Origin of the sequence: Rosistilla carotiformis (genome assembly GCF_007753095.1) — a bacterium.
Taxonomy (GTDB): Bacteria; Planctomycetota; Planctomycetia; order Pirellulales; family Pirellulaceae; genus Rosistilla; species Rosistilla carotiformis.
The window spans coordinates 1,088,884-1,106,713 of sequence record NZ_CP036348.1 but is presented as its reverse complement, the minus strand read 5'-3'; the positions used below and the strand labels follow the sequence as shown (position 1 = coordinate 1,106,713).

Annotated in this window: 14 protein-coding genes; 8 read left to right on the top strand and 6 right to left on the bottom strand. The window is 58.5% G+C overall.

What is annotated here, in order from left to right:
- Positions 1 to 68 precede the first annotated feature (68 nt).
- The 5 genes from rplS (at position 69) to Poly24_RS03975 (ending at position 6,342) form a co-directional block, all read left to right on the top strand.
- Positions 69 to 422 carry a 50S ribosomal protein L19 gene (gene rplS / locus Poly24_RS03995; protein ID WP_145090801.1) on the top strand — a complete coding sequence of 118 codons (354 nt, stop codon included), beginning with the start codon at positions 69 to 71 and terminating at the stop codon, positions 420 to 422.
- A 219-nt stretch (positions 423 to 641) separates the two neighbouring features.
- On the top strand, positions 642 to 1,454 hold the full coding sequence (gene dapB / locus Poly24_RS03990; protein WP_145090798.1) for a 4-hydroxy-tetrahydrodipicolinate reductase: 813 nt from the start codon (positions 642 to 644) through the stop codon (positions 1,452 to 1,454).
- Between the two features lie 385 nt (positions 1,455 to 1,839).
- Entirely contained in the window at positions 1,840 to 3,792 is a 1,953-nt protein-coding gene (locus Poly24_RS03985; RefSeq protein ID WP_231753458.1) for a sulfatase, read from the top strand.
- 74 nt (positions 3,793 to 3,866) lie between these two features.
- Positions 3,867 to 5,348, top strand: a complete 1,482-nt coding sequence (locus tag Poly24_RS03980) for a sulfatase (RefSeq protein WP_145090792.1) — start codon at positions 3,867 to 3,869, stop codon at positions 5,346 to 5,348.
- Positions 5,349 to 5,367: 19 nt separating this feature from the next.
- The gene (locus tag Poly24_RS03975) at positions 5,368 to 6,342 is read left to right on the top strand and encodes a hypothetical protein (RefSeq protein WP_231753457.1); all 975 of its coding nucleotides are present in this window, start codon (positions 5,368 to 5,370) and stop codon (positions 6,340 to 6,342) included.
- 16 nt (positions 6,343 to 6,358) lie between these two features.
- Here the strand turns inward: Poly24_RS03975 and Poly24_RS03970 are convergent, their stop codons facing one another.
- The gene (locus Poly24_RS03970; RefSeq protein ID WP_145090789.1) at positions 6,359 to 7,159 is read right to left on the bottom strand and encodes a hypothetical protein; all 801 of its coding nucleotides are present in this window, start codon (positions 7,157 to 7,159) and stop codon (positions 6,359 to 6,361) included.
- 883 nt (positions 7,160 to 8,042) lie between these two features.
- Here Poly24_RS03970 and Poly24_RS03965 point away from each other — a divergent pair.
- Positions 8,043 to 9,500 carry a sugar MFS transporter gene (locus tag Poly24_RS03965; protein ID WP_145090786.1) on the top strand — a complete coding sequence of 486 codons (1,458 nt, stop codon included), beginning with the start codon at positions 8,043 to 8,045 and terminating at the stop codon, positions 9,498 to 9,500.
- 63 nt (positions 9,501 to 9,563) lie between these two features.
- On the opposite strand, the gene Poly24_RS03960 is transcribed toward Poly24_RS03965, so the two are convergent.
- Genes Poly24_RS03960 through Poly24_RS03950 form a run of 3 tightly spaced genes read right to left on the bottom strand, consistent with a single transcriptional unit; the run spans position 9,564 to position 13,044 of the window.
- Entirely contained in the window at positions 9,564 to 10,997 is a 1,434-nt protein-coding gene (locus tag Poly24_RS03960) for a phytoene desaturase family protein (protein ID WP_145090783.1), read from the bottom strand.
- 20 nt (positions 10,998 to 11,017) lie between these two features.
- Positions 11,018 to 11,734, bottom strand: coding sequence for a hypothetical protein (locus Poly24_RS03955; protein ID WP_145090780.1), 717 nt, complete (start codon positions 11,732 to 11,734; stop codon positions 11,018 to 11,020).
- Positions 11,731 to 13,044, bottom strand: coding sequence for a hypothetical protein (locus Poly24_RS03950; protein ID WP_145090777.1), 1,314 nt, complete (start codon positions 13,042 to 13,044; stop codon positions 11,731 to 11,733). Before Poly24_RS03950 ends, Poly24_RS03955 begins: the two co-directional genes overlap by 4 nt.
- A gap of 39 nt (positions 13,045 to 13,083) precedes the next feature.
- Between Poly24_RS03950 and Poly24_RS03945 the strand changes: the two genes are divergently transcribed.
- Positions 13,084 to 14,121 (top strand): extracellular solute-binding protein, encoded by a 1,038-nt coding sequence (locus Poly24_RS03945; protein WP_145090774.1) that lies wholly within the window; start codon positions 13,084 to 13,086, stop codon positions 14,119 to 14,121.
- A 20-nt stretch (positions 14,122 to 14,141) separates the two neighbouring features.
- Here the strand turns inward: Poly24_RS03945 and Poly24_RS03940 are convergent, their stop codons facing one another.
- Complete coding sequence (locus tag Poly24_RS03940; RefSeq protein WP_145090770.1) at positions 14,142 to 15,434, bottom strand: peptidylprolyl isomerase; 1,293 nt, start codon at positions 15,432 to 15,434, stop codon at positions 14,142 to 14,144.
- A 154-nt stretch (positions 15,435 to 15,588) separates the two neighbouring features.
- On the opposite strand from Poly24_RS03940, the gene Poly24_RS03935 reads away from it, so the two are divergent.
- The gene (locus Poly24_RS03935; RefSeq protein WP_145090766.1) at positions 15,589 to 16,236 is read left to right on the top strand and encodes an RsmD family RNA methyltransferase; all 648 of its coding nucleotides are present in this window, start codon (positions 15,589 to 15,591) and stop codon (positions 16,234 to 16,236) included.
- On the opposite strand, the gene Poly24_RS26885 is transcribed toward Poly24_RS03935, so the two are convergent.
- On the bottom strand, positions 16,214 to 17,809 hold the full coding sequence (locus tag Poly24_RS26885; RefSeq protein ID WP_197452306.1) for a hypothetical protein: 1,596 nt from the start codon (positions 17,807 to 17,809) through the stop codon (positions 16,214 to 16,216). The genes Poly24_RS03935 and Poly24_RS26885 overlap by 23 nt on opposite strands.
- Positions 17,810 to 17,830 lie beyond the last annotated feature (21 nt).

Below are 17,830 nucleotides of genomic sequence, written 5' to 3'. Positions count from 1 at the left end.
CAAACCAAAATTGCTGCCAGCCAGCAACCAAACAAAAATATCACCATCAGCCAAGCGGAGTTATCCCTATGAGCCAACAAGTCATGGACCTCGTCGAAAAGACGTGTCTTAAATCCGACGTTCCTCAATTCGACATCGGCGACACCGTCGATGTTCACACCAAGATTTTGGAAGGTGCGAAAGAGCGCATCCAGGTCTTCACCGGCGTTGTGATCGCACGCAGCGGATCGGGAACTCGTGAGATGTTCACCGTCCGTCGCATGGTCGCTGGCGAAGGTGTGGAACGCAAGTTCCCACTGCACTCGCCACGCGTTGAAAAGGTTGAAGTGAAGCGTAGCAGCGTCGTTCGTCGCGCCAAGCTGTACTTCCTTCGCGATCGCGTCGGCAAGGCAGTTCGTCTGAAAGAACGTCGCCGCAGCTAATCCGTTTGCTGGCAATCGATGAAGCGACGCGCCGATTGCGTCGCCAAAGATGCGATGCGGCATTGGACCGGCTATCTTGGGTTCAATGCCTTACTTCTCGGGCGATCGCTTCGCCCGCTCAGGATCTCCCTTTGCTGATCGCCCAAACGGTAGCCAGGCCGATCGCATCGGCCTGCTCGATCGATGGGCGCTGACGCGCAGCCCGTTGATTGACTTCCTATGACCAGTTCGCCGCCAATTCAGCTTGCCGTTCACGGTGCCGCAGGGCGTATGGGACGCCGCGTTGTTGCGCTTGCCACCGCCGACGAAGCGTTCCAAGTGATCGCCGCAATCGACCACCAGCAGCACCCGCTGCTCGGACAGGACTCGGGCGGCTTGGCAGGTTGCGATCCCAATCAAGTTCCGTTGTCGGCGACTTGGCCAGAGGAATGCGATGCAGCGATCGATTTCTCACTACCGATCGCTGTTGGCAGCGCGGTCGCCAGTTGCCTGCAGTCGAAAACGCCGCTGGTGATCGCCACAACAGGACTGTCCGACGAAACACAAGCGGCGATTGAAGAAGCGGTCAAACAGATCCCGATTGTGTGGGCTCCCAGCATGAGCCTCGCGGTGAACCTAACGATGAAGCTGGCCGAGCAGGCTGCAGCAGCTTTAAAGAACGTCCCGGGCGGCGTTGACATCGAGATCATTGAACGACACCACCGGTACAAGGTCGACGCGCCAAGCGGCACGGCGCTGAAGTTTGGTGAACTGATCGCGGGCCAAATGGATGGCGAAACGAAGCACGTCCATGGCCGCGAAGGCGAGACCGGGCAACGCTCGCGTCACGAGATCGGTTACCACGCGGTCCGTGTCGGCGACAATACGGGCGAACACACGATCGTCTACGGCATGCTTGGCGAGACGCTTGAACTGCGCGTCGCATCGAGCAACCGCGACTGTTACGCCTCGGGGGCCCTCGCGGCAGCCCGCTGGATCCAAGGTCGCCCACCAGGCCTCTACTCGATGTTCGACGTCCTGGGCCTCTCGTAAGCCAGTCGCGATAATTATCCAAAAGATTGCACCTCCTCGGCGACGCATCGCGGCGTCATGAACAGCGCCTTTATGACTCCGCTCAAAGGTCCCCTCGCTCAAGAGGCCCCGAGGGACAGCTGCACCGACTCCGGCGCTCTCCTGCGGCAAATCGGCGTCAGCCAACGGCCTCAACCCCCGATCCACTTCCAGCACTGCGCCTTCTTTGCCAAAACGCATTGCCCTTGAAGAGGCCTTCCACGCGCGTCGCTTCGCGAAAACTGGCGACCTTTTCTCGCTGAAATGTCTGGGAGAAGACACGCTGCCGCGACATACTAGAACCGCAAGGCGGCTCCGCTTCGCCAATTCATGCTCCCCCGTCCTTACCTCCGGAGGCCAACCTGTCGTGATCTCAAACAAGCGACCGCTCCCTTCGTTGCTATTTCTTGCTTGCCTTGCTGGCGGAGCGCTCTACGCGGGCGGCGATCTGTTGGCGGCGAAACCGAATGTCGTTTTCATTCTGGCGGACGATCTGGGTTGGAGCGACACGACGCTCTTTGGAACCACCAAGTTCTACAAGACGCCAAATATCGAGCGACTGGCGGCTCGCGGGATGACGTTCACTCGCGCCTATTCCTCCAGTCCGCTCTGTTCGCCAACGCGAGCCAGCATCCTGACAGGACGGAGTCCGGCGCGGACCGGGATCACGACGCCCAATTGCCATTTGCCAAAGGTGATCCTCGCGGCTGAAGCGACTTCGACCGGCCCGCCTCATCTGAAGGCGACGTCTCCCAATTCGGTCTCGCGTCTAAAGATCAGCTACTACACGCTTGCGGAGATGTTCAAAGACAACGGTTACGCCACCGCCCACTTCGGGAAATGGCATCTCGGCAGCGCTCCCTATTCGCCTCTTGAACATGGCTTCGACATCGATGTGCCGCACTGGGCTGGTCCCGGTCCCGCCGGCAGTTACGTCGCTCCCTGGCGGTATCCTGATTTCGATCCGCAGACACCCGATGAACACATCGAAGATCGGATGGCCTCCGAAGCGGTGACGTTTTTGGAACAGAACCAAGGGCAACCGTTCTTCTTGAACTATTGGATGTTCAGCGTGCACGCTCCGTTTGACGCGAAACAGGCGTTGATCGATCGATACGCAAAACAAATCGATCCCGAAGATCCTCAGCGAAGTCCCACCTACGCTGCGATGATCGAGAGCATGGACGATGCCGTCGGCACGCTTTTGGACACGTTGGATCGTCTGAAGATCGCCGACAACACGATCATCATCTTCGCGTCGGATAACGGCGGAAACATGTACAACCAAGTCGACGGCACGACGGCGACCAGCAACGCGCCGCTGCGTGGTGGCAAAGCGACGATGTACGAAGGCGGCATCCGCGGGCCGGCGATCGTGGTGCAGCCCGGCGTTGTCGCGGCCAGCTCGCGCAGCGACGAAGTGATCCAGAGCAGCGACTTCTACCCGACGCTGCTGGAGATGCTATCGATCGAAAAACAGTCCGATCAAATGTTTGACGGAATCAGCATCGTTCCGGCACTGCAGGGCGAATCGCTCGATCGCGACGCGATCTTCACCTACTTCCCTCACAGTCCTCCGGTCCCCGAATGGATGCCTCCTGCGGTCAGCGTCCACCAGAACGATTGGAAACTGATCCGCATTTTCCACAGCGGTGAAGAGGGAAAACATCGCTACAAACTGTTCCATCTTGCGGAGGACATCGGCGAACAGCACGATCTGTCGGCAAAACATCCCGAGCGGGTGCAACAGATGGATGCGTTGATCGAAGCGTTTTTGGTCGACACCAATGCGGTTCGCCCGCAACCCAACCGCAGATTTGATCCGGCCAAGTACCGGCCCGATCTGGAAGGGATGGGCAAGCTGAAGAATACAGCCGCAAAGCCGGCGAAGAAATCAGCCAAGCCACGCGGCAAGCCGGTCGCAGGCTGGCAGCCCGATGGCACCTGCACGCTGAAACGTGACGGCGACGCATTGGTTCTCACCAGCGATGGCGGCGATCCTTATATGATCTACGGCTTGCCCAAACCGGTCTCACAACAACCGTTGACACTTCGCTTTGCCATGCGATCGAACTCCAACGGCCACGGGCAAATCTTCTGGCGTGAACAGAGTGTCCGCCCGCCCTTCCTGGCAGCGAGAAGCGTGACGTTTGAACCCGAGTATGATGGGGAAACGCACGAGTATGCTGTTGAGTTCACGCCGAGCAGTCCCATCGACGCGGTCCGCATCGATCCGTCGACAGCAGCTGGTAAAATCCAGATCTCGAACATCCGCCTGACCGATCGGGCGGGCCACGTGCTACATCGCTTCACCCCGTAGAATCGTCTGTCGGGAGTCGAACGCGTGCTGGATAGTGAATCGCAAACCAGGAAAAGCCAGGACTGAATCAAGAGATGAAACGGGTCGCCATTTACATTTGCGTGGCGCTGGCGACTTCGGTCGCTGCGCAAGCCGCCGATCTGCCCAAGCCGAACGTGTTGTTCATCGCGATCGACGATCTGAACGATTACATTTCGCCACTGGACAACCAGGTGGGCGTGAAGACTCCCAATTTCGAACGGCTTGCCAAACGGAGCGTGACGTTTGCCAACGCGCACTGCGCGGCTCCGGTTTGCCATGCGTCGCGCGTCGCCACGATGACCGGAGTGCATCCGATTACGTCGGGTCTTTACAACAACCTGTTTGGCGCACACGGGCCGCGATGGCGAGACGAGTCTCCAGCCCTGAAAGATGCGGTCGTCTTATCCCAACACTTCCGCAATCACGGATACCATGCGGCCGGCGGCGGAAAGATCTTTCACACGTTGCAGTGGACTCGCGGCGATTCGCAGAACGATCCCGACGCCTGGGACGCCTACCGCGGCGATCCTCTGGATCCGATCTCCGCCGACTGGCCGCGGCCACGGATCATCCCCGACGCGCGAGCGGGGATCTCGCCTGGACGCCCCGTTGGCGGCCGCAATCTGTTTGGGGCGCAACCGCTGTTGGTTCCCGATACACAAACCGGCGACCACATGGTTGTCGATTGGGCCGCCGAACAACTGAATGCGAAACACGACAAACCTCTCTTCCTGGCGGTGGGATTGTTTCGTCCTCACATCCCGTTTGAAGTCCCTAAAAAATACTTCGACATGCACCCGATCGATCAGATCACGCTACCGACCACGCTGGACAATGATCTCGACGATGCCCGAGTTCCCGAGCGGCAATCATGGCATCGTTGGGTGGTGAAGAATCGATTGTGGCGCAAGATGATGCAAGGCTATCTGGCCAGCATCAGCTACACCGATCATCAGCTCGGGCGGTTGCTCGATGCTCTGGATGCTTCGCCGATCAAAGAGAATACGATCGTCGTCCTCTGGAGCGATCACGGATTCCACATCGGCGAAAAACAGAACTGGGAAAAATTTTGCCTGTGGGATCAAACGACCCGCGTGCCGATGTTTATCCACGCCCCGGGAGTGAGTGCTGATGGCCAAGCGACTCGCCAACCGGCGACGCTCACCGACCTCTACCCCACGCTTTGCGAGCTGGCTGGTTTGCCGATCCCGTCGCAGTGCGATGGTCGATCGCTGGTTCCGCAATTAAAAGATCCGGGGCGGAAGCGAGATCGGTTGTCGCTGACGTCGTACGCCTTTGGGCCCGAACCGTCGCATGCGGTCTCCGATGAACGCTACCGCTACATCCGCTACGACGATGGTTTTGAAGAACTGTACGATTTGGAAAACGACCCGAACGAATTCACAAACCTCGCCTCGTCGGAGGCGCATGCAGAAACGAAAGCTCGCCTTGCTGAAGGCCTGCCGAAAGCAACCGCTCCACGCCGCGAAATCCCCAGCGATTCGAAATACAATCTCCGCAGAACAAACAACTAACGCGCAAGCGGATCCCACCATGAATCTCCTGAAACGAACTCGCGTGCAAACTTGGATTACTCTGCTCATTGTCTGCAGCGCCAACATACAGGCAGCGATCGCGGAGGATTTGATCACGATCGACAACGGATCGATCAAAGTGGGTATCGATCGCGAGAAAGGAGCTGCAATCACGTGGCTGTCGTCCGCTGGTTATCCTCGCAACCTCGTCAACATTGCCGATCCGGGACGGCTGATCCAACAATCGTATTACGCTGGCCGAGTGATCGACCGCACTGCAGATGGGCAGCACAAGTCATGGAGTCCGTGGTCCTGGAATCCGATCCAGGGAGGGGGCGTTGGCAGCGTGAAAGGGCAGGGTAGTTGGGCACGCGTGACGGTGTTTGAAAAACGTGAGGATGCGTTGTATTCCGAAACCATTCCCAAGCTGTGGGACATGGCCGACGAAGAGGCTGAAGCGGTGATGCGGCAGTGGACGACGATGGAATCCAACATGCCAGGCGTCGTCCGCGTGCGATGCGAGTTCCAGGCGATGCGTCGCGAAGGGGATCGCTGGGGCGCCGCGAGAATGAACCCGCAGGAGGTCCCCGCTTGCTACTTCACTCGCAACTTCGCTGACGTGCGAAGCTATCTGGGATCGGGAAAATGGCGCCCCGAGCATCAACGTCCAGGGCCTCCTTGGGGCAAGGCGTCGCCGCCAAGGCAAGCGATGGCGATGTTCGAAGCCTCCGGGCAGGGTGTTGCACTGTTTTCACCCAGCGCAACGGAGCACTGGAATTTTGGACCGCATGCCGCGGGACTCAGCGACGACCCGACGGCTGGCCCCTGCATGCATGTCGCGCCGGTCTCGCGAGTCCTGATGGGCCCCAAATCGATCTATCGATACCGCTACTGGTTGATCGTTGGCAACGAAACCGAGATCGCCGCGCGACTCGACGCATTGTGGAATCTCTACGCAACCGATAAGGCGGAACTGGTCGAGTCACCGCAGTAAGACGACCGAGCGGTTATTACTGGCTGGCCGAAGCGACAACGGGAGTGTCGGGCGTGGTGTTGATTTGAGGTTGCGGCCGGCCGATCAGGACGCGATTCATTTCGGTAATCGAGGGCGAGATATAATCCCAGCGAACGCGGTAGCCTGCCGCGTGCATACGGTAGGTGCGATCGATGTCGATGGCGACATCAGCCCCTAGGACGTTCTTTAAACACTCCGGTGCTGGGTGCAACCGATGTTGTCGGCAGCATGGCAGGAGTGCAACGGTACCTCGCAGCGAGATCGCATGGGCGATGCACTGATCCGTTTTTGCACCGCAGGCATGGACACCTAAAATCGCGGTTCCCGCCTCGAGATGGTCCAGGGCTCGCTTCAACGGGGCTTCGACGTAACGAATCTTCGCCTCGGTCCAAGGGGCAACCGCCTGCGCCGCGGCTAGGATCAGATCAAAACTCGGCGGACGCACTTTGTCCAACAGGCAAACGTCTTCGACATCCCGATCGAACATGGCAAAGAGGATTCCCACCAACCCATGGCCGCAGCACATGTCAGCGATCGATTTGCTGCGGATCCGATTTCTAACGCAGGCGAAAAATTCAAAACTCTCCAGCACCTCTTTGAACGGCAACGCCTGACGCTCGCACAATTCTCGAGCGAACACCGAAGACAGATAGTCGCCGGGAAACCATCGTGTATCGGATTGTCGAAGTCGATCTCGGCAGGACGCCTTCTTCGCGAACTCTTCCGAATTGAATTGCTTTAGATAGCGAAACGGTGGATTGGCTTGAACAAGCAGGTTGTTCGATGGGTCTAACATAAGTCGGGGCAGTCGCCGGGGAGAGTCGCTTAGAATTTGCCAAAGGCAGTGGTATCAAACCGCCATCATACGCGAAAGTCGATTTGAGGTGGCCTTCAGGATTTCGCGTGCCTTTGTGCCTTTGTGCCTTTGCGAGAGGCACTTTGCTGGAGGACGGAAGACTCTCACGGAGGCACCAAGGCACGGAATTTAGGTGGGAGAGTTTCGGTTCAAGTTCGCCTATCGTCCACATCCATTTATCCATTGTCGCCACCCTCCGCCTGCATTCTCTGCGCCTTTGTGCCTTTGTGCCTTTGCGAGAGGCATTTTGCTGGGGAACGGAAGTCTCTCACGGAGGCACCAAGGCACGGAGTTTGGTTGAAGGCTAAAAGCACATGGTAAAAAGTAGACGGATATTTCAGCTGATGTAGATCAGTCCTGTCGAGAGGGAGACTGCTTCGCCGGGCGGGGGTGGGCTGCTGGCGGTCGCAAGGTGGGCGCCATCCTTTACCCTCCGCCAAACGCAGTTTGAAGGGGAGGGTCGAACGAGCGAAGCGTTGTTCGGGGAGGCGAGTTCGTGCAAATCACTGTCGTTCGATACGGCCGCCCTCCCCGAAAAACTTGCTAAACGCTCGTTTTTCGACCCTCCCTGCTTCGCCGGGCGGGTGAAGTGTGGCAGCCTTAATTTTACGTCCTTCTCTTCACTCCCGGCAATTTGCACGTCCACGTGGTGCTCCGGTAGAGCAAACGGATCGTGATCGAATAGACTGTGGACTCGATCGGGCTGTCTCGCGATGGCGGCGAGCGGATTGGAAAAGATGCTGGCTCTCGCGGGCAATATGTCGGCGCACTGGGTGAGCTAAGGAATCGCAGAATTATTAGCTAGGCGGAAACAAGATACTCAATGGATACATCAGCTTCATCGCTCGCCGATCGCGAGCCGTCGGAACTCGCCAACGTCCCGGCCGCGGTCGTTCCACGCCGCTACTTGTTGGCGTTCATTTTGACGACCTGCTGTTTTTCGATGTGGGGATTTGCCAATGACCTGACCAATCCGCTGGTGAAGGTTTTTAAGGAGGTCTTCCAGATCAGCAACACGCAGAGTTCGCTGGTTCAGTTCGCTTTCTATAGCGGCTACTTCACGATGGCATTACCGGCGGCGTTTTTCATTCGCCGGTTCTCCTACAAAGGAGCGATCATGGTCGGGTTCGCGCTCTATGCCGTCGGCGCGTTGATGAGCATCCCGGCCAGCCTGAATACCAATTTCTGGATCTTCATCGCTGGCTTTTATGTGCTCACCTTCGGCTTGGCGTTTCTGGAAACCAGCTGCAATCCCTACATCTTGGCGATGGGCCCCGCCGAAACGGCGACGCGGCGTTTGAATCTAGCTCAAGCCTTCAATCCGATCGGATCCTTGACCGGTATGATCGTCGCCTCGCTGCTGATCGCCCCCGCCCTGAACATCGGTTCGTTTCGCGACGCTGTCGAAAATCGCGATCCCGCCGCGGTGCAGTACCTGCAGGCGGAGTATCCCGACGGGCTGCCCGATTTCGCCACGAAGTTTAACGCGTTGGATCAGGCCACCAGCGCGGGACTGAAGAACATGAAAGCGACAGCGCCGGAAGAGTTCCTGGCGATCCAAACGCACGACCTGGCCGTGGTGCGAACGCCCTACGTCGCGATCGCTGCCGTCGCGTTGGCATTTCTGGTCCTGTTTGCGGTCGCCAAGATTCCCGATTTCCGACAGCCCGAACGGGACGCCCCCTTCTTCGAGATCGTCGGCCGATTGCTGGCCCGGCCGAATTTTCGCGAAGGGGTGATCGCGCAAGCGTTTTACGTGGGAGCCCAGATCACGTGTTGGACGTTTGTGATTCACTACGGCATGGAACAGGTGGGGCTGACGCTCGCCCAAGCTCAGAACTGGAACATCGCCGCGATGGTGATCTTCTTAATCAGCCGATTCATCTGCACCTTCTTGATGCATTACGTTAGTGCCGGCCGACTATTGGCGTTGTTTGCGATCGCGGCGGTTGGTTTCACATTGGGAGCGATCCTGTTGCCGGGCAAGACCGGCCTGATCTGCTTGGTCCTCGTATCGGCCTGCATGTCGCTGATGTTCCCGACGATCTACGGGATCGCGTTAAAAGATCTTCCCGAAGAGGAAGCCAAGCTCGGATCGGCCGGATTGATCATGGCGATCGTCGGCGGCGCGGTGCTGCCGCTGTTGCAGGGCAAGTTCATCGACGAGCTAGGCGTCCGCAGCTCGTTCTACTTGCCGCTGATCTGCTTCGTCGTGATCGCTCTATTTGGCATCCGCACGTTCACCAAGTTCGAACGCCCAGCCGTCGCAACAGACCACTGAACCTCGCCGCGCCCGCAATCCTTGCGGTTGTTAGAACACCGCAAGGAGACCTCTAGCCGTCGCCTACGCCGGGGCGGCTTCTTGTTTCATCAGGCGTTGGTCGACGTCGTTGGCGACGATCACGCCGTAGTTGATCGCTCCCAACCAGCCGCTCATGATGATCCCGACGCTGCCGGCGTGGTAGAGTCCGCCGATCTGTTCGGGCAGCTTGCGGCTGACCGCCAGCCCTTCGAACTTGGTGCCAAAGCTGGCTCCCAGCTGGTGTCGGGTGTAGTGGTTGAAAGTCCGCGGCGTGGCGGCTTCGACCCAGTCGATCTTCTCGCGAACGTTGGGGACAAACTTGTCCAACGCGGCGACCGTCGTCTCGATCAACTCCTGCTTGCTCGCTTCGTATTCCGTGTCGCTAAGTTCCGACCAATCCTCCCAGCGGGCGTTGGTGCTGCTGACCACCGCATAGCGTCGCTTCCCTTCGGGGCGTGTTCGCGGGTAATAGAAGCTGAACGTGCGGCTGGTGATATCGCGGCTGAGCAACGCTTCGGTGCGGAACAGCGGGGCGGTGCTGGTGAATAACAGATCGCCGCACGATTCATCGATCTCCACGCCCGGCTTCATCGCCATGTAGACCTGCGTGCTACTGTTGTTCAAGCGAACCGCTTCGGCTTCTTCGACAAACGACGGATCAAAATGTTCGCTGCCGACCATGTTGAAGATCGTCGATCGCAGATTGGAATTGCTGATCACCGACTTGGTGCGGATCGTTCGGTTGTGCACCTCGACCGATTCGACTTGACCGTTTTTGATGTTGATCTTATCGACGGGGCAATTGATGCAGATGTCGACGTTGTTCTTTTTCAGCTCCTTCTGCATCCGACCGATAAGGTCCTCGGTTCCCCCTTCGTAGATAAAGACTCCCTTGGACATGAAGTTCGAAAAGACGATCCCGTAGGTCAGCGCGGGGTCTTCGAGAGTCGAACCGTTGGCGTAGGTGATCGGTTCCATCAGCAACCGGATCACATCCTCGCGGCCGGGGAAAAAGCGATCGAACAATTGACGCGTGGTCGTCGCTTGATCGTCGTAGAAGTTCATGCTGCGCGCGGTGTCGAAAAACCCTTCGACAGCCGACTGTTCGACGGCAAACTGTTCGACCAGCAGTTTGGTGAAGTCCTTGCGATTGAAGGTCGTCGTCAGCGAGAACATCGGGTTTTCGAAGCGGACGTTTTTCAGTTGAACGATCCGATCGGAGATGTCATCGTTCCAATAACGCTTGCAGCTTTTGATCATCCCAGCGGGAAAACCGTGCAGCGAGATATCGAAGATATGCCCTCCGGGACGGCGGAACCAAGTCGCCAGTCCGCCCAGTTTGTAATGCTGTTCCAACAGCAGAACGCGATGGCCATGGCGACCGAGGATGTTGGCGGTGGTCAGTCCCGCAAGTCCGCTGCCGATCACGATCACGTCGTATTCATCGGCCGCTTTGGCAAGAAAGTCTTTGGGCATTGGGCTTATAAAATAGGAGGTTAACGTCGATTCTCTTGGACTTCAAATGGCAGACCGGGCAGCGGTTGCAGCTCGGCAAAGAGACCGTCGATGTCGTCGTCGGGCGCCTCTTGGCCAAACAGCATCAGGCCCCCATCGCCAGCGAACCACTTCTCTTCGATCACGCGCAGGGAACGTCCGGCGGCGACGACCGTCTCGGCTTGAATGCCGCCGCGAATCGTATCGTGCGATCCGCGAAACAGCGCCGCCTGGCGATCGGACAGGACTGTCGCCATCCGCCACAGATTTCCCTGATTGCGTACCAGTGTAATGATTTTCCAGCGGTTGTCCCGTGGGTCACTGAACAACCGCAGCGTGACCAGCGATTCCCCCCCGGGCAACGGCTGCCCCGAATACCACGTTGGCTCCGGCGATCCCGCCGGCCAAAGCGTGCTGTAGGCGATTTGATAGGATTGCAACGCCGGGGTTCGGACTCGAATTTTCCAAGTCAACGGTTCGTCAGTCGGCACCACCGCCACGACCAGCTTGGAGCGATCGGTCTCGTTGAGGTAGCCGACTTCGCTGCGCAGCTGCTTCAGCTGGACCATCGCCTGTCGCAATTTCCAGCTCGTATAAAAATGCGAACCGACCATCGTGACAACCACAACCAATCCCAGCAGCCCGCGCAGACTGAACCGCCATCCCACACGCCGCCGCGGCGATGGAAGCTGTCCCGCGTCGTCCGCTTGCCGACTCACGGCCGCTCCGCCACGGCAACACTGACGGTGACCGACGCGCTGCCGCGGTTATCGGCCAACGCGGCGGGATCGTCACCGATCCGCAGCAACAACATGCCATCGAACTCCGCGACAAACGTCCCCTCGCGGCCGACGCCGACGATCTGAGGATTCGTCATCCGCGTCGCATCGGCATCGCTTGTCGGAGCGACAGCCGCCAACAGCATCCCCAACGGATGGCCGCGGTGATATTCGATCGTCACCCCTTGAGGTTCGCATTCCCACGGCCGCGGATCGTCGCCCAAGGTGTAGCGTCCTTCGGCGGTGATCCGAATCGATTGGCCTGCAGCGACGCGAATCCCGCTCGATTGCCAGCCGCGATCGGCCGCGATCTCTAGCTGTTTGGTCGCGGTCGACGCTTCGGCGGTGGCGGGAAAGTTGGTCAGATCGATCCGGTTCCGCAGCGGATCAAAACCGTAGTCGAGCCCGTCGACAAGCATCCGCCAACGCAGCTGCAATTGAGGCCACTGGTCCTTGAGTTCGCTGTAAAAGTTGCGAGTGAACTGCAGCGGAGGTTGGCCCGCCCGATCGGTCGCCGCGATCGCAGCGGTGCGATATTCGGGATACATGTTCAACAGCGTCAGCGCTCCCCAGCTCCAGGCATACGGTTCGACTTGGCGATGAGCTTTATGGCTGTATCGCATCACCGCGTCGATCGGCAACGCTTGGCCCTTGTCGCGAGCCGATTGAATGACTTTTAAACGGCCCCAAAACGGGAACGCTTCCCGCGATTCGGGGATCACCGGCAACGCGATCTCGCCGTCGCTCCAGCGATGCGTCGCCAACAACTCCGCCATCCCTTCCATGTACCACGCCGGTCCGGCACCGCCGAACAACTGGAACATCAACGCATGCACTCCCTCGTGCAACAGCAGATGCCGGGTGTAGTAGTCCGACGGTTGATCGACAACCCAAACGGAGTTGCCGTATTGGTAGCCGTGCGCGAAATCGGGGAGATGATCGGGCAACAGACCACGCTGCTTGAAGGCGTCGCGGCTGGTCATCAGATAGGCAGTCACATGCCAGTCGGCGAGCCGATCGGGATCGACGCCAAAAAACTCACACCACTGCGGGACCGCGGCATCGAAGGCGGCCGGCAATTGATCGAGCGCCGCCGAAGCGGGCAGATCGGTGTGGATCGTGACGTGTCGGCCGCTGAATTGCCGCGTCTGCGCAGCGGCAAAAGGGGCGACGAAAAGGCATAACGCCAGCGCGGCCCCGATTCGCGGCGGCGAAAAACCTGCAACAATGGTTGGATTGTCGAACAACAAAACGATGATTCTCCGTAGCCCTCCATCATAGCTGGATACATGCCCAACACGAAACGCCCTCTCGATTGCTGCCGTTTGATCGCACCGTTGATTCTGTTGGTCGGCGGCTGTGTGCCGCGTCCCGAAAACGAAGTCGTCGTTTATTCGGCGCTCGACCAAGAGTTTGCCGCGCCGATGTTGAGCAGCTTCGACCGGCATGTCGACAGCGAGATCCAGGTCAACGCGCGGTTCGACATCGAATCGACCAAGACGATCGGGCTGGTCAACCGGATCCTCGGCGAACGCGATCGCCCGGTCTGCGACCTGTTCTGGAACAACGAGATCATCCACACGGTGCGGCTGCAGAAAGCCGGCTTGCTGAAAGAGATCGACTGGCCGATCGACACCGTTTGGCCCGCCGGCTGCATCGCGTCGGATGGCACCTGGTGCGGGTTTGCCGCTCGCGCTCGCGTGCTGATCGTCAACAAGAAACTCTTGCCCGACCCCGACCAATGGCCGACGAGCGTTTTGGATCTGGCCGATCCGAAGTGGAAGGGGCAGGGGGCGATCGCGCGGCCGCTGTTCGGCACCACCGCCACGCACGCGGCGGTGCTCGAGAATCAATTGGGCCAGGAAAAGGCGGACGCTCTGTTTCGCGAGATCCAACAAAACGCCGTCACGCTGTCGGGGAACAAGCAGGTTGCACAAGCGGTCTCAGCCGGGCAGGTCGCTTGGGGGCTGACCGATACCGACGACGCGGTGATCGAACGGGACCTGGGCTTTCCCGTCGAGATCGTCTTCCCCGACCAGCAGCCCGATCAGATGGGAACGCTGAGAATTCCTAACACCTTGGCTGTCTTAAAGGACGCCCCGCACCCGGTCGCTGCGGAGCAGTTGGCGTTGTTTTTGATGAGCCCCGAGACCGAGAAGCGGCTGGCGATGGGGAACAGTTCGCAGATCCCGTTGTTCCGCAGCGTCAAGGAACAGCCGCGGGTGCTGCCTGAAGAATCGGTCCGCTGGCTGGACGCCGACTTTGAAGCGGCGGCCGATCGCTGGGAACCGCTCGCTGAGCGGCTCAATGGAATCTTCGTCGATTAAATCGGCGACCGCCAAGCGAATCAGTAGGGGAGTGTTTCCGGTTTGTAATCGTGGTCCCGCTTCCGAACGACTTCCGCTTCGATGATCGAATCGGGCAACACGACCGGTGCGTCCTTCTCCTTTTCAAGCTTGGCGCGGTTGAGCGTCGAGATCGCTCCCATCCCACTGACCACGCGGCCGAAGCAGCAGAGTTCTTTGTAGTCGGGGTTGAATGGCAACAGAGTGATCAGAAACTGGCTGCTGCCCGTGTTAGGAATGGTGCCCGACGCATCGGGATCACGTTCAGCATTGGGATTGGGGATCTTGGCCATCACCAACGATCCGCGGAAGATCGCTCGCTCACCAATCGCTTCGTCGGGCAGACGGTAGTCGGCGGTTCCCGATCCATCGCCGTCGCGATCGCCCGTCTGAGCAAACTCATGCTCCACCACTTGGTAAAACGGCACATTGTCGTAGAAGCCATCTTCGACCAACGAAATAAAACTGGCGACCGTGTTGGGAGCTTCGTTTTCAAACAGTTCCACCAACACTTCGCCTCGCGTGGTTTTCAGCAGAACCCGCGGCAAGTCGTCCGCTTTCGCCTCCGCCTCACGCAACTTCTGCTCCTTCTTCCAGGCTTCCTGCAATGGCGTGAGTATATAATCCATCCTGCGGGCGACCTTCATCAGGCCCTCATCGCCCTCGTTGGGAGTGAGTTCTAGATTCTCTTTGGCGACCTCAAAGTCTCCCGTCGCTGCCGCGGCGACCCCCGCGATCACGTTCAACTGGACGTCCTTGATCCCGAGAGCCAGCATCGCCACGGCCGCCTCCTTGAGACCTTCATACCAATCGTTTTGCGCGTGGTAGATGATCGATTGGGCCATAAAGGCCCGCGCTTCGCGATTTTCATGGTCCAGGGAAACCAGATTGGTCGCAGCGATGAACGTCGCCTGCATCGCGTCGCGAGCGGCTGATTCTCGTTGGGCCCAGCGGATCTGTTCGCTGAACTTCACGTCCCCGGTGGCGGTGTGAAACTCGTTGACCTCAACCCAAAGTTCTTGCGTCGCTTTCCGCCAATCTTCCACGCGTTGATCAAAGACCGCCTGCAATTTTTTCACCGCTGCCGGATCAACCTCCGCTGGCTTGGACTCGTCGCTTGGCTTGGACTCGTCGCTTGGCTTGGACTCGTCCGTCGGTTTCTGCTCAGCGGGCACCGACTCTGCAGCGGTCTGTTCGGCAGCTGGTTTTTCATCGACAGCCGGCTCTTGCGCACCGGCCATGGAGCCCCAACAAATCGTCAACAACAGCGGCGCGGCCAGATTTCGTAAACCCATTTCAAACTCTCATCTTCAAGATCGAATCCGCAGCCTGTCCCAGGCTCCCATTGATGGCCACACCACGCGACGTCATGATAGACCGTAGAATCCAGGCTGTACGAATGCAATTGCCTGGGCGGTTCAATGAAATCCTTGCGAAACGTGACAATTCTTGAAGAAATCAAAACCCTACCAGGCATCCGAGGCGAAGCGCAGTGTGAAAGCGAAAGCGACCACGCTGCGAGTGATCGGGGGCGATATGCGGGGCCGCAAGGTCCGCTACAACGGCGACCGCAGCACGCGTCCGATGCGAGACTCGGTGCGCGAGAGCCTGTTTAATCTGATCGGCCAACGGATCAAAGGGGCGATCGTCTTCGACCCCTTTGGTGGCACCGGCGTGCTAGCGATCGAATCGATCAGCCGCGGAGCCAGCCGAGCGGTGACGATGGAGCAAAACCGCCGAACACTGGAACAGATCCGTCAAAACGTCGCCGATCTCGACCTTACCGACCGTATCTCGCTAACCGCAGGAGACGCGTTTCGCGGCCTGGGAGCGTTGATGCACCAAGCACACGCCGAAGAACCCGATACGCCGTGGGTCTTTTTGATGTGCCCGCCGTACGAGATGTTCCAGTCGCGGATCAAAGACCTGAACCGGATGATCTGCTTTGCCGCCGAGGCCCATCCCCGCGGCGTGCTCGTTGCCGAATGCGACAACTTTTTTGATACCGCCGAACTAACCGCAGCCGAATGGGACGTGCGGAAATACGGAATCACTCAGCTGGCGGTGACCGAACTTAGTTCTGTCCAGCTACCTTAGGCAACGTCGCAACGCTTGGCTCGCTGCGATTGAGTGCGGGGGGACTGCTGGAGAACGGGCCATCGAAGAAGGGACTCGGATTGGCGTTGGGTTTCGCGTCGACAGCGCCGGGGTTCACATAAGCCTGCAGCTTGGTTTCCAACTCGCGTAGCTTTTCGGCGTATTCAAGGTTCTTCGACAACATCGTGTCATTGACCCCCGCCTTCACCTCATCGACGATCGCCACCAACCGAATCGCGTCGGCCTTCTCCTTTTCATCGCTGAGATTTGCCACCAACCCCGTGGTAACGCTGGCGGTGTCGGTTTGAGCTCGGGTGCCCGTCAAACCGAGATGAAACGATTCGATCACATCGTTGATCATCCTTCGCGCTAAGATGATCTCAATAGGTTGCGGCTTCGCGGCGCCTGGTCCAGGCATCCCCATGCCCATGCCCATCCCCATTTCCATGCCCATATCGGGATAGGCTTCGGCGCCCCCCATGCCCATTTCCATGCCCATTTCCATGCCCATCCCCATACCAGCCATTGAAGCCTTGGGACGTGGCTTTTCCAGGTCTTCGATCCGCTTCGCCTCTCGTGAAATCGTGGACAGCATCTGCGACGCCCAGCGTTTCAACACGGCGTCAGCCTGCGGCTTGAATTCCTTGGGGATTTGAATCTTAGGCGTTGCTCGAGCGGCATAGACAAGGGCCAGCTGTGACGAATCTTCTTTGGTCGGAAGTTCCAGCACCAATTTGGCCACTTGGTCGACGCGACGAGGGTTTTTCAAACTGACCAACGTATTGATCGCCAACATTTGCACCCAGCCATGGGCTTCGAGGTTGCGATCTTTGGGAGCCGTCGCATCGGCGATCGAGATCATCAGATCGGCGACCTGATCCTGCAGTTCCGGTTTCCAGCGATCGGAGTTCAGCATCGCATGACGCTGGATGCCTTGAATTGCGGCGACCTTTAAACCGTCGTTATATTTGGGATCCTGAGCAATTTCCAACAGCAACGGCAGTGCCGCTTGCATCGGGATCGGCGCTTTCTTTTCCAAGGAGTTCGGTTCGCGGTCGTTGAGTTCGCCGATCATCAAGACCGCATTTATCCGCGCACCGGGATAGTAGTTGCCTTGCGCGATCGCTTTGCATTGCTGGAACGACATGATCGACAAACCGCGCGAGACCTGCGTGTTGCCGCGGCGCCCGGCGTTGTAGATGTCCTTCATCACTTCGGCCCGACGCGGTTGCAGATTGGCGAACTCTGCCGGGTCGGTCATCGACGCAAAGAGATTCTGATAAATCTTGACGAAGAAATCTTTCTGTTCGGTCAGCTGGGCGGGATCGTTGACGATTTGGCTGCGAATCTGCTTGATCCGATTGACGATCGATTTTTCAGTAAACCAGTTCGGCTGGTACTTCATTACGTCGTACTGAGGTTTTGCAGCTGCCGCTTGTCCCCACGCTGGCGATGTTAGCGTCCCAAACACCACAGCGGCGATCAATCCAATAAACCATGCCGCCAGCAACTGCTGGGTTCGATGGGAATGTTGGAGACTGGCGGCGTGGGTAGCTTCGACGCGATATGACATCGGAACCTCGTGGGGGCTAAA